The 19829-nt window shown below is 38.0% G+C and carries 12 protein-coding genes; 2 read left to right on the top strand and 10 right to left on the bottom strand.

The window, feature by feature from the left end:
* The first annotated feature begins 462 nt into the window (after positions 1-462).
* The gene (locus MXE38_RS10010) at positions 463-1677 is read left to right on the top strand and encodes an acetate kinase (RefSeq protein ID WP_348647381.1); all 1215 of its coding nucleotides are present in this window, start codon (positions 463-465) and stop codon (positions 1675-1677) included.
* A gap of 180 nt (positions 1678-1857) precedes the next feature.
* Here MXE38_RS10010 and MXE38_RS10005 read toward each other — a convergent pair whose 3' ends face one another.
* The 3 genes from MXE38_RS10005 to pepD form a co-directional block, all read right to left on the bottom strand.
* Complete coding sequence (locus MXE38_RS10005; RefSeq protein ID WP_246914383.1) at positions 1858-5115, bottom strand: efflux RND transporter permease subunit; 3258 nt, start codon at positions 5113-5115, stop codon at positions 1858-1860.
* A 52-nt stretch (positions 5116-5167) separates the two neighbouring features.
* Positions 5168-6481, bottom strand: coding sequence for an efflux RND transporter periplasmic adaptor subunit (locus tag MXE38_RS10000; protein WP_246914382.1), 1314 nt, complete (start codon positions 6479-6481; stop codon positions 5168-5170).
* Positions 6482-6819: 338 nt separating this feature from the next.
* Positions 6820-8313 carry a beta-Ala-His dipeptidase gene (gene pepD, locus MXE38_RS09995; protein ID WP_246914379.1) on the bottom strand — a complete coding sequence of 498 codons (1494 nt, stop codon included), beginning with the start codon at positions 8311-8313 and terminating at the stop codon, positions 6820-6822.
* Between the two features lie 621 nt (positions 8314-8934).
* Here pepD and MXE38_RS09990 point away from each other — a divergent pair.
* Positions 8935-9348 (top strand): hypothetical protein, encoded by a 414-nt coding sequence (locus tag MXE38_RS09990; protein WP_246914377.1) that lies wholly within the window; start codon positions 8935-8937, stop codon positions 9346-9348.
* A gap of 797 nt (positions 9349-10145) precedes the next feature.
* Here MXE38_RS09990 and MXE38_RS09985 read toward each other — a convergent pair.
* From MXE38_RS09985 to MXE38_RS09955, 7 genes are all read right to left on the bottom strand, one after another.
* Entirely contained in the window at positions 10146-10559 is a 414-nt protein-coding gene (locus MXE38_RS09985) for a hypothetical protein (RefSeq protein ID WP_246914375.1), read from the bottom strand.
* 1006 nt (positions 10560-11565) lie between these two features.
* Entirely contained in the window at positions 11566-12672 is a 1107-nt protein-coding gene (locus tag MXE38_RS09980; protein WP_246914373.1) for an ABC transporter permease, read from the bottom strand.
* A gap of 21 nt (positions 12673-12693) precedes the next feature.
* Positions 12694-14079, bottom strand: coding sequence for an ABC transporter permease (locus MXE38_RS09975; protein ID WP_246914371.1), 1386 nt, complete (start codon positions 14077-14079; stop codon positions 12694-12696).
* Positions 14080-14159: 80 nt separating this feature from the next.
* Positions 14160-16067: an ATP-binding cassette domain-containing protein gene (locus tag MXE38_RS09970; protein WP_246914369.1), complete on the bottom strand. Its 1908-nt coding sequence runs from the start codon at positions 16065-16067 to the stop codon at positions 14160-14162.
* Between the two features lie 61 nt (positions 16068-16128).
* Positions 16129-17127, bottom strand: a complete 999-nt coding sequence (locus MXE38_RS09965; RefSeq protein WP_246914367.1) for an HlyD family efflux transporter periplasmic adaptor subunit — start codon at positions 17125-17127, stop codon at positions 16129-16131.
* 422 nt (positions 17128-17549) lie between these two features.
* On the bottom strand, positions 17550-18374 hold the full coding sequence (locus MXE38_RS09960; RefSeq protein WP_246914365.1) for a hypothetical protein: 825 nt from the start codon (positions 18372-18374) through the stop codon (positions 17550-17552).
* A 314-nt stretch (positions 18375-18688) separates the two neighbouring features.
* A partial coding sequence (locus tag MXE38_RS09955) for a hypothetical protein (protein ID WP_246914363.1) occupies positions 18689-19829 on the bottom strand: 1141 nt, incomplete at its 5' end.

The raw sequence follows: 19829 nt of genomic DNA, 5'->3' as shown, positions 1-19829 counted from the left end.
TAGATATTTTATTTACTTAATTATTAAAGATGATGTAATATAGTTATCTATAACATTATCTCACTCAAGTTTAAGCTAAACGCTTTTGCATGCGGATTATAGTAGTTTGATTCCTTGAAATATGGATTTAAATTTGCTTTAAATTTGAGCTAACTCCAATTTCCGAAAAGATGCTTATAAAGTCAGGTGCTATAATTAAATGCAATCAACAACTTTATGTAATAGCTTATCTCTTCAATGTTAGCTTTAACTCCTCGCATAAGTAGCTTCAAATATATTTATCCTGTTACAGTTTTCTTATTCAAAGAACCTAATGCCTTTTATCTTGCTAAGGCGGTTCTAGCAATATTTAACATTGAAGAGTGAATAGTTATTCATTAGGAAGATTTCCTTACATAGTTTGTTGTTTGGCTGTCTATCTTTTGGGTTTTGTTTAGTCATCTAGGGTATACAATGTCTACTATTAATAAGTCTGTTTTAGTTATCAACTGCGGTAGCTCTTCTGTAAAGTTTGCCATCATGAATCCAGAGGATGGTCAAGTTTATTTAAGCGGTATTGCTGAGGCCATGAACTTACCAGAGGCTTTTATCTCTTGGCGCTTTGGTGATGAGGACAAGCAAAAGACTAATATCTCTGGTTACAACCACGAGCAAGCTTTATCTTATTTAGTAGAAAACATCTTAAGCTCTCACAAGAATTTATTAGATTCTATCGTAGCTTGTGGTCACCGTATTGTGCATGGTGGTGAGTTCTACTCTGCTCCAACCTTAATTGATGACGAAGTATTAGCCAACATTGAGAAGGTTATTCCTTTTGCACCTTTACACAATCCAGCTCACATCTTAGGTATTAAGGCAGCTCGTAACTCCTTCCCTAATATCCCTCACGTAGCTGTATTCGATACTGCTTTCCACCAGACTATGCCTCCAGTAGCATATCGTTTTGCTATTCCTGAGGAGTATTACACCAAGGGTGGTATCCGTCGTTACGGTGCTCACGGTACTTCTCACATGTACTTAGCTCAAGAGAGTGCTAAGCTTCTTGGCAAGTCCTTAGATGATACCAATGTTATTACCTGTCACTTAGGTGGTGGTGCTTCTGTTTGTGCTATTAAGGGTGGCAAGTGCATGGATACCTCCATGGGCTTAACTCCACTTGATGGCTTAATCATGGGTACCAGAACTGGTGAGATTGATCCTTCTGTAGTGTTCTTCTTATGCGATCCTCAGAACAACAATTTATCTGTTGAGGAAGTAAAGGACATCTTTAATAAGAAGTCAGGTTTATTAGCTCTTTCTGGCGTATCTTCTGATATGCGTCCAATCTGTGAAGGCTACCTCAATGGTGAGGAAAAGTGCACTTTAGCTTTAGAGGCTTTCTCTTACCGTTTAGCTAAGTTCATCGCTTCTTACTTCGTTCCAGTTGGCCGTGTTGACGCTATCGTATTCTCTGGCGGTATCGGTGAGAACTGCTGGGAAGCTCGTGAGTTAACCTGCAAGTACTTAAAGGAAAGCTTTGGTATCGAGATTAACGAGGAGTTAAACAAGAAGGCTTTAGGCCGTTTAGGCTTCGAGGGCGGTGTTATTTCTACCCCTAACTCCAAGTTCAAGGTATTTATGATCCCAACTAATGAAGAGTTAGTAATTGCTCAATCTTCAATGAAGTTTGTTAAGTAATTCAAGACTAATTTTTAGTTAACAAAAAAAGCAGTGCTCTTTAAGAACACTGCTTTTTTTATGCCCGCTAACACCACAGCGCTTGCTACAAGCAAGCCAGGCCCTGACATTGCCATGGTAGGGACTGGGCCTTGGTCATGTAAGGGCCAGGGCCAGAGCCTTCCTGGCTCCTGGCTCTGGTTATGGGGTTTTGTCGTGGGTGTTATTGTTATTTTTGTTATTGTTGCTGTCGGATGCGGATTGTCCTTGATGCTCTATCTTATGTAGAGCATTTTCGGCCTCGTCTTGGCGGCGCTCGGCCCAGGCGGCATATAGTCTCTTTCTTTTAAGGCTAAGTGGGTTAAAGATTAAAGATATAACCACAAAGAAAGCAGGTACCATAATGAGACCTAAGGTGGTAGCAAAGATAGTTCCACCAAAAACGCCAGTACCAATAGACTGTTGAGAGGCAGCACCAGCTCCTTGAGCGCTTAATAATGGTAAGACACCCAATAAGAAGGCAATAGAGGTCATAACAATTGGTCTAAAACGTAAAGCAGCCGCCTCTTGGGCACTCTTTAATAGACTGCGACCTTGTTGCCTAAATTGATGCGCATATTCAACAATCAAAATAGCATTCTTAGCAGAAAGTCCACCCGTCGTTAACAAGCCTACTTGGAGGTATACGTCATTAGCTAGTCCTCTAAAGGCTACAAACAGTAACGCACCGAAAATACCAATAGGAATAATTAGCATTACGGCAAAAGGAATAGACCAGGACTCATATAAAGCTGCCAGTGATAAAAACACTACTAAAGCAGAAATTAAGAATAAAGCACCTTGATTGGAGCCTGTTAATTTCTCTTGGTAGGAAATACCACTCCAAGCATAACCGTAATTACCTGGGTGTTCACTAATAATACGGGCAATTTCATCCATAGCCTCGCCAGAGCTTACTCCAGGGGCAGGATCTCCCATTAATGAAATAGAAGATACACCGTTAAAGCGCTCTAATTGTTGTGGGCCATATGTCCATTCAACACTACCAACAGTATCAAAGGACACCATTTGACCATCTTTATTCTTAAAATAAAGTTTATTAAGGTCTGATGGTAGCGCTCTAAAATGGGCATCTGATTGGACATAAACTTTTTTAATACGACCACGATCCATAAAGTCATTGACGTAGGTACCGCCCCACGCAATTTGTAAGTTTTCATTGATTACTGATGGCTCTAAAGAAAATTGTCCTGCTCTAAAATCATCAATCTTAATGTTTAATTGCAAGGCATCAGCTTGTGCATTAGATCTGACATTGTAAAGAATAGGACTTTTACGAGCTTGAGCTACAATCTCTTGTAGGTCTTTCATAAATTGCTCATGGCTATTGCCCATAATATTTTGTACATAGACATAAAAGCCAGAGGAGCCGCCCATGCCAGAGATGGAAGCTGGCATAGACATACGAATTTCAGCATCTGGATAATTATCAAAGTGCTCTTTAGCACGAGCTAAAATAGCTTGTGCGCTGTTCTCTACACCTGGACGCAACTCCCAAGGAACCAATCTAATGCTAGCATTGGCTGTAGCTTGTCCTTTAGAACTGCCACCTGAGCCTAAAGAAAGTAAGATACCTTTGATATTGTTAACTTCGTGTTCTAAAAAGTAGTTTTCGACATCACGACCAACCTTGGCTGTTTGAGCCATAGTTGAGGAGGATGGCAAAATAATACGCACGCTGATAATACCTTGATCCTCAATAGGTAAAAATGAACTTGGGATCTTGGTAAATAGCCAACCTGTAGAGCCAACTAGGCCAGCAAAGAACACCATTACCAGAATCTTATGACGTAAGCAGTAATGATTAATCTTTAAGTAGCCTTTTTGGCAGATAAGAAATAAGTTATCAAATAAGGATAACAAGCCCTTATGGCGCTTTTTATGAGGATTGTGTTTATGTGCTTTTAAAATAGTGGCACATAAAGCAGGGGTAATGATTACAGCGACAATAATAGAAACCACCATGGCCGAGACAATAGTCACTGAGAATTGACGATAAATATTGCCTGTTGCTCCTGAGAAAAAAGACATAGGAGTAAACACAGCTACAATTACCAAGCCCACGCCAAATAAAGCTGAGGTAATTTCTTGCATTGATTTTACCGAGGCCTCATAAGGGTTTAAGCCTTCGGTATACATAATACGACTGACGTTTTCTACAACCACAATGGCATCGTCTACTAACAAACCAATAGCCAGTACCATAGCAAACATGGTTAAAGTATTAATCGAGTAGCCAAAGAAATAGAGCACTACAATAGTAGCTGAGAGCACAATAGGAATAGTAAGAGATACGATTAAAGTAGAGCGTATATCTCTTAAGAAGAGCAAAATCACTAAAGATACTAAAATCAGAGCCTCAACCAAGGTTTTAGCCACTTCATATAAAGAGGCTTTAACAAAAGGCACAGTATCATAAGGAATGGCGTATTCAAGATTATTAGGGTAGAGCGGGCGCAAATGCTCTAACTCTTCTTTAACTATTTTGGCCACTTCAACAGCATTAGCACCATCAGCCAGGCTAATTTGTAAGGAGGCCATTGGGCTTTTATTGTAATTACCAAAATAGTTATAGGAGCTACGGCCCATTTCAATGCGAGCAATGTCCTTTAAATAAACAGCTGCACCTGATGGGGTAACTTTAACTAAAATCTTTTCAAAATCACCTATGCTTTGGAGCAGTTCGCGAGATTTAATGGTGACATTAATAGTTTGCTCTGGAACAGCAGGTAGACCACCTAATTGACCTACAGAAATTTGCTTATTTTGATTTTTAATGGCGCTAACAATATCTGATGGGTTGAGCTTATATTGCATCAGTTTATTGTTATCCAGCCAAATACGCATGGCATAAGAAGAACCAAAAACAGAGACATCACCTACACCATTAAGACGAGAAATAGGGTCTTGTACTACTGATACCAAGAAGTCTGCAATATCTTCTTGGCTCATAGAGTCATTAGTTGTGTAAAAGGATATAGTCTGTAAGACATCGTCTGATACTTTACGAACTCTTACGCCTGAACGTTGTACTGAGTCTGGCAGTCGAGAGAGTACTCCACTAAGACGGTTTTGTACCTGCATTTGAGCAACATCAACATCGACATCAGTATCAAAAGAAAAGCGAAAGCGAGCATTACCATCAGAGGTAGTGGTGGTAGAAAAGTAAATGAGTCCGTCTAAGCCCGTCATTTCTTGCTCGATAATTTGAGCTACCGAGTTTTCAACTGTTTGGGCTGAGGCTCCAGAATATGAGGTGCTGACACTAATAGTAGGAGGCGCAATCTCTGGAAAGCGCGCAATTTTCATGCTTGGCAGACAGATCATACCTACTATCATAATCATAATAGCGATCACCCAAGCAGCTACAGGGCGGTCAATGAAAAACTTACTGATCATTGGCAATTCCTTGTAGCCTGACTATTACTGTCAGGCTAAATAATCGTTTTATTTATGGAGTATTAACGCTAGGAGCACTAGCTGAGCTTTGGCCTAATCCAGATGCTGAGGTAGTTGGATTGGCTATAGCTTTAACTGCAGCTTCTGTGTCTTTAACTTGATCGCTATTATTAATAGTGGTGTTAATACCATCACGATTGATCACTTTAATTTTAGAACCATGGCGTAAGGCTGCGGCACCTGAAATTACTACTTCATAAGAGCTATCCAGGCCATCTAAAATTTGCCAGCCATCGTTATATAGTTCACCTAAAGTAACAGGAGTTTGTAATACTCTATCTTCTTGTACCGTAAACACATAAGCATTACCTTTAGGGTCTCGCATTACAGCTTTAGCAGGTAGGGTCATAATATTTTGTGAGACACCACCATTAACCTTACAAACTACAGCCATGCCTGGGAGCAATAAGTGGTCAGGATTATCAAAGATAGCTCTTAAGGATAAAGCACCTGAGTTTTCATCTACTAATACTTCGGATAAAGATAGGTTACCTAAATGAGAATATAAGGAGCCATCTTCAAAGTACAAAGAAACGTCATAGGCACGATCATTTAAATAAATAGAGCCGTCTAATAAGCCCTGTCGTAGTCGTCGCCACTCTTGAGAGCTTTGCTCCATATCTACATATACTTTATCTAAATCGATAATAGTAGCTAAAGGCTCACTTTGGTTGGCATTAACTAAAGCACCGCGAGTAATTTTTGAGGTGCCAATAATGCCTGCAATAGGGGCTCTGACTGTGGTGTAATCAAGAGAGATTTTGGCTTTATCTAAAGCTGCTTTGTATAGTTTTTCGTCAGCTACAGCTAAATCATAGGCCAAAAGAGCATCATCACGCTCTTTTTCACTAGCAGAGCGTCTTTTATAAAGTAAGGCGAAACGCTCATAGTCTTTGAGCGCCATTTTTCTTTGTACCACTGCTCTTTCATAAGAGGCTTGAGCGTGTTCTAAACTAGCCTGAAAGGGAGCAGGATTAATGGTGTATAAAGGATCTCCTACCTCAACAGGAGCGCCTTCTTGAAACAAACGATCCAAAACAATGCCATCAACTTGAGGTCTAACATCCGCACGGGTATAGGCACCAACTCGACCACTTAGGGTAAAAGAGCGCTCACGACTAGCAAAAACAGGATGGATGGTACTAACCTCATAGTAAACATCGGCTAGTGATGGCGTAGAGCTAGTCTTGGGCTTTTCGTTACAGCCTGTGGTGACAAAACTTAAAGTAGCAAAAGTTGTCAAGGCGAGCATGAGCTTACCTAACAAGGAGAGTTTTTGTGCAAAGTTAAACGCGCGATCAGGCATAGATAATTTCGATCCTTGTTGTGGGTAATTACTGGTCAGAGTAGTAATTTTAATGTGCTTACATTAGGCTTATATTAGTAAAGCATGCAAAAGCTAATTGAGCTATCTGGTATTTTTGAATTAAATCACAAAGAGATTAACAAAATATCTAAGCTTTAAGCAAATAAGTTAAAAAAAATCGTCATTTAAACGTAAAAAAGGCCTTATCAGAGACTGATAAGGCCTTTTTGCTAATCAAATGCGCTTACGTTTCTTTGTACTAAATTAAGGAACGTATGATTAATATAAAGCTAGAAACTTAGAATTTGCTTAGAGCGCATTGATATTGTTAAAAAAAATTAAAGCTGGCTTAAGGTAGCCTTAAGAATGCTATAAATTTGCTCTGTATGCTTGATGGAGCAGCTCTCATCTGGGGAGTGAGGGTTGCGTACAGTAGGGCCAAGAGAAATCATTTGTAATTTTGGATTGGCCTTGGCAAAGTAACCAGTCTCTAAGCCTGCATGAATAGAGGTGATCTTAACTTGAAGCTGGCACTGCTTTTCATATTCAGCCTTGAGAATATCAATGAGGCGATTTTGTACTGGAGAAGTCCAGCCAAAGCTACGGCCTGAAAAACCTACTTCAACATTATCAAGTAAGGAGCAAATGCTATCGATCTTATCAATAACATCATCTAAGCCATGATCCTTTAAAGAACGAGGTAAGAGGCCAATAATGATGGCTTCATTCTTAGTGCGTACTGTGGATAAATTACAAGATGACTCTACTACATTAGTGTACTCACTAGACATTCTTAATACGCCATTAGGTAAAGCACGTAATAAAGAAATGAGATTTTGGGTAGAGGTGTAAGATAAAGCAGTATTATTTAAAGAGCAGCTACCTAAAATTAACTGCATATTAGGATCGGTATCAGTATAGATATCTTGATAACGAACCATAGCAGCACGAGCAGCATCCTTAAACTCATTAATAGTGCCATTAGGTATGGCCAGCTCAACATAAGCACTAGAAGGAATAGAGTTTCTGATCTCGCCACCATTAAATTTCTGGATAAAGAAATCAATGCTGTCTGAAACCTCGGCTAAGATGCCGCACATAATATCAATGGCGTTGCCACGATTTAAGTGAATATCAGCGCCAGAGTGACCACCAGTAAGACCAGTTAAATTAAGTACCATAGGGGTACAATCAACTACTTTAACTAGTTCTGGAATAAAGGTTACATTGGCATTAATAGAGCCTGCACAACCTACGAATAACTCGCCATGATCCTCAGAGTCGAGGTTTAAAAGATAGTCACCCTTTAAATAGTCAGGGTCAATTTCCATGGCTCCCTTCATAGAGCTTTCTTCTTCTACAGTAAAGATAGCTCTAATTGGGCCGTGGCTTAATTCTTTATCCTCTAATAAGGCTAAGATTAAGCTTACACCTAAGCCATCATCAGCACCTAGAGTAGTATTGTTAGCGCAAATATATGGGCCATCAAATACCTCTAAGAGCTTAGGATTAACTCCTTGGCTATCAGCAGTCATAACACGTGGCTCAATAGGATCTTTAGTAAAGTCATGCTCAAAGCCATCACGAGCTACTGGTACCATGTCAATATGAGCTTGCATAATGACAACAGGGCTATTTTCTTTGCCTGCAGTAGCCTTCTTTTGAACAATAACGTTACCGCACTCTTCTAACTCGCATTCCAAGCCATTTTGTTGAGCAAAATTAATAATGTACTTAGCAATGCCTCTTTCATGACCAGATGGATGAGGAATGTTACACAAATTTTGGAAGTGAGTAAAAACAGCCTGAGGGGCGAGTTCTTTGAGTTCCATAAGCGAATATATCCCTAAGGTTAAGCTTTAAATAGCTTAAACCACAACAGCTAGGCGCTGCCTATAAAGGCAAATTAAAGAAAAAAACGGGCTAAAAGCCCGCAAGTGTTAATAGAAATTTGCTTAATAATTTTTAAGGACAAATCTCTTTCAAGAATGAACATATATTAGTAGCTATAAAGGTGCATAGCAAGATCAAAAATGAGACAAAGGACAAAAGTTTAACAATCTAGATCTTAAGTAGGTGTAGGGCAAGTTCTTGATGAGTAAACTGCGAATATCTATTAACTTTGGTCAAACTATGAGCACGTAAACATTAGTAAGCTCTTAATTAAAGACAATAAACAATAAAAGCTTAGTGCCGATAAAATAAATGATTGTCAGATAATATGATTTAGGTCTTATTTCTCTTATGAGATCTAAGTATGTGCTATATATTCAGGCTTACAATAATTACTGGCCAAGAATATAGTGTCTAAAAATTTTGGTTTTTTTTGATAACTAAAAAGGTAATTTTGCCATATGTAATATTGTGTGGAAGATATCATAATAGGGAGGCCTCATATGAGTTATATTGGTCGCAAGCTTAAATTTATCATTTTTGCATTCATGGCTATATTTATGGCGTTTAGCTTTAGTGGCTGTGGTAGTTCTATTGATGATTATACTGGCGTTTGGATGGGACTTGATGAGAGAGGTGGCGCAAAAGCTAAGCTCTATCAATATGAAATTGACTTATCAAACGATGGTGTTAGCTATACTATCAAAGTAACGCAATTTGATTATGATATCAGCCCTACAGGACAACAAGCTCAATGGAGAGCTAGTACCCCTCACCTCTTTAATGGCTATAAAGATGGTAGCGGTAATTTAGTGACAGAGATTGGTGTTATCCGTTCAGAGCCAAGCAATTTCCGTTTAGTTTATGGCAATATTAATTTAGTTCGTAAGGCTAAGAATACTGAAGTTAAATTAAAGTATGTATTGCGCTCCAATGTAGAGGCTACCTACCCAGGAATTGCTATTGCAGACTAAAGATTGTTAAATATTTCAAAAATAGCTCTAATTTTTTAGGGCTATTTTTTTTCTATTAAAGTTAACTCTCCCCGCTTAACCCAACCCCAAAAAGCTATGGTGGATCTGGAATTAACGAATTGCTGAATGATTACATGATCGTTAACAATTTCATGAACGATCAACAGGCCTGCATAGGAGACACAACTTTAGTGTTACAAGCAGCTGGTCTAGATCCATTATCTAAGGTATTTACATTGAATGACTTTAGAAGGTGTATGAAGCTTGTTGTTTATGCAAATGATAAGTTGATAGCCAAAGAGCACCTAAGGTTAATTAATTCTGATCATTTATAAGACTATTTTCCGCATGGAGAGCTAAAAAAAATTTTTAGTGCGTAAAGCCACTACGGATAAGGCTTTGCTCACTTTTATGCTACTAAACACTGGGCAATAGTTTTAGGCCTAGACCAGCTTATGATTAACACAAATAGCTATGGGACTTGCTGTTAGGGATAGACAATTTCCAAAGAAAGCTAAATCTAAAGGTAAAGGTGGGGCTAGATGCTAGGGATAGCATGTTAAGCAAGCTGATTCAATCGGTGAAATGGAAAGTTAAATCGGTGAGAAGGGGAGCTTACGATGGTAGTTAAGTAAAGCTGTAGTCTACTATCTAAAAATAGCCAGACTACAGCTTATACTCTCGCGATCCATAGGCATCCTTTTAGTGCTTTTATGGTTAGGGGCCTTTAGTAAGTAAACTTACTATCAGGTATGACCACAACTAAGCTTTAGTGGACTTATTGCACTATGAAGGCTTTAAATTGATGGATCGAAGTCGCTGTCGTCATTAAAAACATTAGTTTTTGATAACATGCTGTTAGCACGTGCTGCTAACTCAGCTGAGCTGCATTGCTCAACCATTTCTTCCTTAACACGTCTGCGTCTTGGTGGCTTTGGAATAAATACTAAGCGCTGTGGGCCATCGGTACGATATACCTGGAAACGCTTTAAGCTTGGGTATTGTTTTACAAAAGCCTCGTAAAACTCAATCAAGCCGAATTTTTCTTTACCCTTAACGCGGCCTACAGAAGTAGAACGTACACGAACGGAACGCTTTTTATCGCTATCCCATTTGTTCTTGTAAGTACAAACGTAGTAACCACGGTTGGAGTCACCATTGGCGATCAACGGAGGTAGGTTTGGTACCTTTGGTTGGTTATCTTGAATCATCTTAGACTAAGCCTTCAAGTTTACAAAGTTGACTTATTAACTAGCTAAAAGATTAGCTCTTCAAGCTAGCTGTTTAAGCTACCATACAAAATACTATTTTGTAATGGTTTTACTACACTCACATTAAAACCATAGCTATAAGCTATTCTCTTAAAGTTTTAATAGAGTAAATCTATGTTAGGTAATTACTGATACAACTACCCATTTAAATTGGTATCTAAGCTATCTTATGATGGTTAGCCATCATTAGCTTTTGCAAAATAGCTCTAAAAATAGGTTAGCATTAACTTCCACCTAATATTGGTAAAGTACAGCTTGGTAAGAGCAAGCTTAAATAAAGTGGATTAGAGCATAGGTCGTGATGATAGGTGGCAACCTAAATTACGACATATCGCAACTAGTTAATGGCCTACCTAATGTTTGTGAGGATTGAGCTAGAAGTTCTTACAACTTACTATTTAACGTCATGCTACAAAAAAAATTTAGTAATCTAGATGCGTAATTAAGCATCTATTAAAATATTGCAAATATGCTAATCTAGATATACCAATATGACAATAATATCAGTAGGTTAACGTTACGATTATAGCTAACTAAATTTAGCCTAAACTTAGCAGACACTATTGAAGATAATGTCTTAAGATGGTGGTAATAAGTTCATATAGGCAATTTAAAAAAAGAAAAATCGTAGGCAACCTAAGGGGCTATTGTTGGCTGTAATTTAATAGCTAGCATCACTCTTTGAGCTATATCTATAATAGCAAATTAAAAGCATAAAAATCAGCTTTCATTAAAAATTATTAAATTGATATAAAAAAATATATTGCATATGAGATACATATCTATACTAGATAGTAAAAAACGGCATAAAATATCTAGTTGCTGTTAGTGCAATATATATTTGCTCAAATCAAATATTCTACACTAAAACTTTTAAAAAGTTGTAACTAGCTTAAAATTTGCTGTGGAAAATCCTAATAATGTTGCTGTGGTATTAACACATCCATTAGCCTAATTTGCCTCGGAACAGATAAACAGCTGAGCTTAAAGTTACTGTTCCTATGCCTAATAATGGCAGAAGCAAATGAAATACCTGCATTAGGGTTTGTCCCTCCAGATAAATACGTCGCAGCGCTTCTAAACCATAATAAAAAGGATTAACCAAGCTGATGTATTGCATAAACTGTGGCATGGCATCACGAGGGGTAATCATACCTGACAAAATAATTGTAGGAAGAACAATAGTAAAGGCAATTACTACTGACTGTTGTGAGGTATTAGTAAGAGCAGAAATAGCCAGACCTATGCCTACAATACACAAACTAAAGATAGTAATAACAAATACTAATGAGGCAAAGTTTCCTTGAAAAGGAATATCAAACCACAATACACAAATTAAAAAGAGACACAGACCTTGAGCAACAGCAATAAAGGTAGGTGGAAATGCTTTGCCAATTAATATTTCAATAGGAGTAAGTGGAGCCATCAGCATCATGTCAAAAGTACCTTCCTCACGCTCTCGTGACACAGATAAAGAAGACAACATCATTACTTGAATCATAGATAGAGCCAAGATCATGCCTGTCATAATGCTATAGCGAGTGTAGTTATTAACATTGTAAAAATAGCGATAATCGATATTAATGCCGCCAAAAATACCCAAACGCTCTTTTTGTTCTTGGTTATAGCGATTAACAATACTGCTGATGTAACCTAAAGCTGTATTAGCTGATGAGGTATTGCGGGCATCAGTGGCAACAAAGATAGTCTTACTTTTAGCAAAGTCATTAGCAATATAAATTCCCAATAAGGCATCACCATGGTTAATAGCCTCATTAAAGCAAAACTCATCTGGGCAGGCTTTAACTAAAGTAAAGGTCTTGTTGTTGTTAATTTGATGGACTAAGGACACAGCAGATTGGTCTGCACTATCTTGAAAAATAACATAAGGAACTTGCTCTAAGTTAAAAGTAGCTCCATAACCAAACAAGATAGATTGGATAATAATAGGCAAAATTAAAATCTTACGAGTGCCTTTATCCATAAGCATGACTACGAATTCTTTACGAATTAAGGCCCATAAACGAGTCCAAGCTACCAAGGAATTAATCATAACTATTAACCTCCATCCCAATTAAGCATCACTCTTGGTGCTAGCACTATCTTGTTGAGAGCTTAAGTCTTGGCCACCGCCACCACCAAGGCCATAGCCTTGGCCATGGCCTTGGCGTTGGCTCTGCCCTTGGCGTTGGCTCTGGCCATAGGCAGAGCCCTTGCTAGGGGCAAGGCCTGAGCCTGAGCCAGCGCTCTGGCTTTGGCTTGGGCGTAGGTTAAAGGGCAAGTAGCGCTTAAAGTGCTTGTTGATAACTAAGTAGCAAGCTAGGGTAAAGAGAGCGGCAAACAATATTAAAATGCCTAAATTGAGCACTAGGATATCGCTACTGCCTCCTGAGAGAATGCAAATTTTAGATGATTGCACGGCATAGGTAGGGGGTAGCATATGGGCAACATAAGAAATAATTTGCGGAATAGAGCGTAAATCAAACAGAGCTCCTGAGAGCAAAATTGAAGGTAAAAAGCTCAAAATAATGGCGTATTCACTGGATAGAAATTGATTTTGAGTCAGAGCAGAAATTAATAAGCCTAATAATACTGACACATAAAGATATACGGCCATGGTTAAGATAAATAAGAATGCAGAGCCTCTAAAAGGTAGCTCATACAGGATAAAGGTAGTTAAGATGGCAAAACTGCCGCCTAATAAAGACAGCACATAATAAGGAATAATTTTGGAGATCAATAATTCCAAAGCATTAACATTAGTCGCCAAAATACCAGTCATAGTGCCACGCTCAAACTCACGAGCAATGACAATAGAACTCATAAAAGCAGACATTAAGGTAACAATACCAATTAATTGTCCTGCCATTAAGTACCAAGTTGACTCATTGCTTTCATTAAACCAATTGCGAGATATCACAGTAATATCTTTTACTTTGGCCGAAGCGTATGAACCTGAGGAGGCAATATTCTTTTGATTAACTGAGCTTAGATAAGCTACTTGTCGACCTAAGGCTTTAAGAGAGGTACCAGAGGCCAAAACAGCCTCAATGTAGCTTTTAGCTAAATTTGATTGCTGAGCATCAGCTCCATTTAGCACTATAAGAACATTGATAGACTGGTGGAAAGCTGATTGGGCAAGATTATCTGGAATCATGACATAGGCACTAATGTCATGTTGTTGCATCAGTCTTTTAGCTTCGATTTCATTATTTACTACTTGAACCTTAAAGTAGCTAGAACCGAGCATGGCTAAAGTTATTTCGCGACCAATTAAATCATCAACTTGAGGAGAAACTACAGCTACAGATACTGGCTTGATATCCATACGCATACCAGAGCCGTATAGGATCACCAATAATAAAGGAATAACAAAGGCCACCACTAATACAGACTTATCAGATAGAATCTGTTGGATTTCTTTGTTAATTAAAGCTCGTATATGGGTAAGGTTAATCATAATACGTCCCTCCCAAATGGCTGAATTAAGTGTTGCATATACTATCTAAGGAAAATTGCTGCCAGACGGTTGTAAAGACTTTAGCTCTGGTGTCTACGCTGCATTACACAGTTAACAAAAGCTTCTTCAATAGAGATACGACCAGTAGCTTGCTTACAAATCTCATCTGGAGTACCTAAAATTAGGATAGTTCCTTGGTCTTGAATTAAAAAGCGATCACAATACTCAGCTTCTTCCATAAAGTGAGTAGTAACAATGACAGTGGTGCCATGGGATGCTAACTTAGCTATCATTGACCAAAAGGCTCGTCTTGAAGTGGGATCAGCTCCAGAGGTGGCCTCATCCAAAAATAAAATATTTGGTCTATGAATCAGGGCACAGGCCATGGATAAAGATCTTTGAATGCCAAAAGGTAAAGTAGCTGAAATATCGTTTAAAAAAGGAGTAAGGCTAAAAATTTGGCAAATAGCTTCAATGCGATCATTGAGCTCTTGACCTTTAAGACCATAACTTTGACCAAAATACTCTAAGTTTTGTCGAGCCGTTAGTTTGCGATAGAGGCAAAACTTTTGGGCTACATAGCCAATAGTGGCTCTAACTGAGCTTTTAGCATTTTTAAGTTCAATATTGTTAATTAAGATGGAGCCTGCGCTAGGGTTGAGCAAAGAACAGATCATTCTAAAAGTAGTAGTCTTACCAGCGCCATTAGGGCCAAGCAAACCAAAAATCTCTCCTTTATAAACCTCAAAGTTAGAGTCATGTACGGCAGTAAAATTGCCAAATTGTTTTTTAATGCCATTAACTTTGATAACTACTTCTTTGTCAGTAGTAGCTAAGCTTTCGCTATGATTGGTACTGTGCTTACTATCAGGGGCAAAGTTATGATCCCCTGAATTTTCAGGTGCTAAAAAGATGTCCTCATTATTATCATTAGTACCATTGGCATTATTATCTAAGCTCTTTGCCGAGGTAAGGTTGATATAAGAGTCCTCTAAAATAGGTTCACGTTTAGTAAGCTGATAGTCATTATTACTAAGGTTATTGAAAGGCTCTTTACACTTACTAAAGAGGCCCTTTAAATCAGCAGATAAGTCCTCTAAGGAGCAAGGCCCTTTGGTCAGTAAGTCAATGCGCCCCATACGAGGACACAAATCAATAACTTGTTTACTATGGTGTAAATTGCACATCATAGTGCGAGCGGCTTGTTGATAGGAAATGCTCTCTTTTAAAGTGAGGGCAAAACACTGAGAAGCCACATCATCTTTTAGCTCTTGGGCATTACCTTGGTAAATAAGCTCACCATTTTTTATAAAAATCGTAAGTGAACCTTTTTCTGCCTCCTCCAAGTACAAAGAGGAAAAGATGCAATAGCTACCAGTAGTAGCTAAGTAATTATTAATAATGTCCCATAATTCACGACGAGAGATAGGGTCAACACCTACGGTTGGCTCGTCAAGCAGCAATAGTTGAGGGCGGGCGCTAATAGCACAGGTAAGAGCTAATTTTTGCTTCATGCCTCCTGATAAAGAGCCTGCTTTGTAGTCTTTAAATTTGATAAGACCAACTTGGGTTAGTAAGTCATCTAAATAAGCGTCTAATATGCTCTCATCTGTAACATTAGCACTGTTTTGAAACTTACCAGACTGCTTTAAAGAATCCAAAGAAAAATCTCTTAGCTGACAAAAGAGCTTTAGATTTACGCCTACTGATAAGTCCTCATAAAGTCCTAAATTTTGGGACATATAGCCAATAGGGCTATTATGCTGGTCTTCATTTAAATAAAGGCTCATAGTACCCTCATCAGGAGCCATAAGGCCTGCAATTATTTTTAAGAGGGTAGATTTGCCTGAGCCATCTGGTCCAATTAAAGAGATAAGGTGATGCTCAGAGCCAATATTTAAATTTATTCCTTTAAGAGCATAAAAGTCAGCGCCATCTTCTTTACAAAAGATTTTTCCTAGCCCTTTTAAAGCAAGTAAGGTAGCCATAACACACTCCTACACTAAACGAAGCTAAACAAAGCCCCTAGACAGGGGATATTGGTATTAACTAGCCTAAGTGGTTAGGGGCACTACCTTGGAGGTAAACGGTGATGGCTTGACCAAAGCGTAGTACATGCTTGGGATCTTCAACCTCAACATTAACCTCATAAATAAGATCAGCTCTTAGTTCTTCTGTTTGTACACTCTTAGGAGTAAACATAGCATTAGGACTAATAAAGGTGATTTTACCTGTTATAGGTGCTTGATATGGCACTTCAACTGATACTTCTTGACCTAACTTAATCAAGCGTAATTGCGCATCACTAAGGTAAATACGGATTTTCTTTTGATCTTCATTGGTAATAGCAAAAATAGTTTCACCAGCACCTACGAAGTCAGATAATTCGTGAGTTTTACTGCGAATAGTGCCTGAAAAAGGAGCTTTAATTACGCCTTGACTATCAATTTGATATTTAAGGTAGGAAAGTTGTTCATTGCAGGCTGTTACTTTGGCACTTTGTGAAGCAATGATCTCTTGGCGATAGCCACGCTCTAAAAGAGCTAACTGGGACTCTGCCTCAAGTAAGCTAGCCTTAGCTTCATTGTAACTGGCCTTAGCACTATCAAAATCTTGTTTAGAGATAGACTTAGTATTAAGCAAAGAGCGATTGCGCTCGTAGGTAATAGCAGCTAAGTCTACGGCAGCCTGACTCTTTTGTACGGTAGCCTTGGCGCTATCGATTTCTTCTTTTAAATAGCCATTTTGATATTGATTAAGTAAGGATTGCTCAGCTTGGCATTGGGCGTATTGAATACGCATTTGATGGTCGAGCTCTTTACTATCTAAAGTAGCAAGAATGTCGTTTTCCTTAACATTTGAGCCTTCATCAACATTAAGAGCAATGATTTTTCCAGGACGCTCAAACGACAATAAACTATCTTGTATATCTACCGTACCATGAGCCTTATTAGGATCAATGTTTTGATGGAACAATAAGGCATAAGCAAAAGCCATAATTGTAATTAAGATTACAAAAATAACGATTATCGATTTTTTGGTATTCATCAAATGCTGCCTCCTGCTAAAAATGGGGCAAGGTAGAAAAGAAGCATGTTTCTTTTCTAGTATTAGTTGTTAGCATGTAGTTGTAATAGTGAAAGCTAATATAGATAAAGCTTATGGCTAGTGTAGCACAGCTATTTTAATAAATACCTAAAAACACCATTACAAGTTAATACAGTTGCTATTAAGTTAGGTCTTTTGCCCATCTAAAAGATGGATAAGAGTAAAGGTTAGGACAGGATAGTATCTGGCCAGTAGCGGGCAAAACCAGTATTGCAAAACAACTGGTAGTAATAATGGGCTTGAGGGGCCAGCAGGGCAGCAGGCAAGCTGGCGGCTAGGCCAGCTAAGTAGCGGTATAGCCGTATAGCTATTAGCAAATCACTAACTTGCTAATAGCTATATTGTGAATAGTAGGGATGTATTTAGCCTAACATGGAGGTAATGGAGTTCATGATGGTCACAAAGACTAGGGATGAAATAATGGCTACTGTGTTTAGGTCAGCTGATTCCTCAGCAGTTTTAGGGAGAGCTTTCATAGTCATAATAGGGGCAATGGAGCTCATTGGTGCCATTAAAATGATCATAACAATAATTCTAATCTCGGCCTCAAGAGGAACAAAGATCCAGACTAAAGCAGCCAAAACGGCACAAACTATATAGCGTAAGACCCATGCTTGGAAAATAAATTTAAGCTGCTCTTTAGTAATGTTGAAATTAAGAGCAATACCAATAATCATGAAGCACAATAAGGTATTGGCCCCTGCAATGGTCTTAAATGGGGTAAGTAAACCTTCTGGAATAGTAATACTGCAAGCAGACAAAGTAATGACTAAGACATAAACGTAAAAAGGTAATGACTTGGACATTTCTTTGAAAATACTTTTAAGGTTAATTTGGTTTTCAGGGAAGTGTTTGCGATTAAAGTACAGAGCGATAGAGTAAGAGCCACCAAAGCAGAATAAAGCATTAACTACATCAAACATACACAAAGCTAAGAAGGCTTTAGGGCTCATAGTGCTTTGCATAAAAGGTACGATAAAGTTGCCAATATTAAAGCAGGTCACATTGATCATGTTAAAGACACGCTGTTTAGGATCTCTGCTAGAAAAAAAGGCAATAGTGAGCAAGCTAAAGTTAGCTAGTGCTGAAATGAGCATTACACCCAGTAATGAGACATCAAAATCAATACCATTGGCTGAGGTTAAAATGGCACAAGGTAAGGTGATATACATTACTACTGATGCCAAAGAGCGGGCGACATCAATATTAAGCAGTTTGATACGCTTAAAGAAATAATACGAGATTTTTATCTCTATTGATTTGAGTCACGCTTTTTACGTTACGCAGTAACATTCATTTTGTTATAGATCAGGTTATGTATAAATAGAAAGCTCAGTGATTAATATCTATCAATTTTATCATTAGTGTTAGCAAATATCCTAACAAATGGCAGATGAGTCATATATTATATGAAATAAGCTATCCTCCTATAGCCTTATTTATGCTATGGGATATAGTTTGGTGATGATGATATAGCTAAATGAATACGAGATTTTTATCGCTATTTAGGTGTATCTCTTTTCTCATAAAACATCATTTCAAAGAACATACACAAACATTCTATACGTGCTGATAATTTATCTGCCAAAAGATTCCTGCAAGAAGTGTAAGATAACATATGGCTTTTACGCTTAACATTAGAGTTATACTTGCTTTTATAAATATTCAGCATATCCACAATTAAACGAGAGAAGTTAACTCTAATAATGGTATTGCTTTTAACGCAAGAAGCAATATAGTCCTGTCCTATAACGGTATCAGCAGTATTATGTGCCTGTTCGCAAAGCCAGTACTCATTAAGAGATATTAAAATTTGCTTAAAGCCATGTTCATCTAATTCAATTGAAGAAATATAATAATGAACCTCGCCAGTATCAGATTTCTTGTTTTTCATATTCAATGTTTCTACTGAATACTTATTACCAATAATAGTTGTGAACTTGGTTTTCTTAATTATGGTACGTACTTTGTTAAATTTGTTGAATGCATTTGTATTAACATCCAGGAAAGCTGCAGGATTCTTAGCAATTATCCCCTCAAGATCTGTGACAGGTATGGCTTCGACAATAACTTTTTCTGCGCGATTTCCATAAACATTGGTATCTGACTCAAATCTCTGATAACCATTACAATTAGCAACATCAACAGAGTTATATATCTTTTTAACAAGTTTATAGGAGGCTTTGCCTGATGGATTAGCTTTTACAGGAAGAATCAACTCTATATTTTTTTCCTGCATCATGTTGTACAATTCGGCCTCTGTATTAAGAGCATCAGCCATAAATACATTACCTTGTAAGGCATCATAGGTCTCTATGATTTCCTTAAAAGCTGATCTTTCCTGGTTCTTTTTATCTTTCACTCTTAAATCAGCTAATAAACGTCTTGTGCAATTATAGACAGAACAACTAGTAAAATGCTTTTTAGGAGAGCCATCAACATCCATATATGATGCTCTAAGTTCCTGGCCATCACCACCATAGGTATCCATAAAAGGTTTGGCTGAGGTAATAGTATGACCTTTTAGGAATCCATGTGTTGCTTGATAGCTTGTTCTGGTACCATCTTCAATGCTTGGCTTAAGACGTACTTGTTGCCAGAATTCGTAGAGATCCTCATTATTATCTTGCTCATCAACATTA

Source organism: Anaerobiospirillum sp. NML120448 (genome assembly GCF_023050945.1).
GTDB lineage: Bacteria > Pseudomonadota > Gammaproteobacteria > Enterobacterales > Succinivibrionaceae > Anaerobiospirillum.
Note: the sequence above shows the minus strand (reverse complement) of the source record. Positions and strands in the feature narration are given on the sequence as shown.

Coding starts and splice junctions, on each gene's coding strand:
- MXE38_RS09990 (WP_246914377.1), top strand. CDS start 8,935: ATGGCGTTTAGCTTTAGTGGCTGTGGTAGTTCTATTGATGATTATACT.
- MXE38_RS10005 (WP_246914383.1), bottom strand. CDS start 5,115: ATGATCAGTAAGTTTTTCATTGACCGCCCTGTAGCTGCTTGGGTGATC.
- MXE38_RS09985 (WP_246914375.1), bottom strand. CDS start 10,559: ATGATTCAAGATAACCAACCAAAGGTACCAAACCTACCTCCGTTGATC.
- MXE38_RS09965 (WP_246914367.1), bottom strand. CDS start 17,127: ATGAATACCAAAAAATCGATAATCGTTATTTTTGTAATCTTAATTACA.
- MXE38_RS09980 (WP_246914373.1), bottom strand. CDS start 12,672: ATGATTAATTCCTTGGTAGCTTGGACTCGTTTATGGGCCTTAATTCGT.
- MXE38_RS09975 (WP_246914371.1), bottom strand. CDS start 14,079: ATGATTAACCTTACCCATATACGAGCTTTAATTAACAAAGAAATCCAA.
- MXE38_RS10000 (WP_246914382.1), bottom strand. CDS start 6,481: ATGCCTGATCGCGCGTTTAACTTTGCACAAAAACTCTCCTTGTTAGGT.
- pepD (WP_246914379.1), bottom strand. CDS start 8,313: ATGGAACTCAAAGAACTCGCCCCTCAGGCTGTTTTTACTCACTTCCAA.
- MXE38_RS09970 (WP_246914369.1), bottom strand. CDS start 16,067: ATGGCTACCTTACTTGCTTTAAAAGGGCTAGGAAAAATCTTTTGTAAA.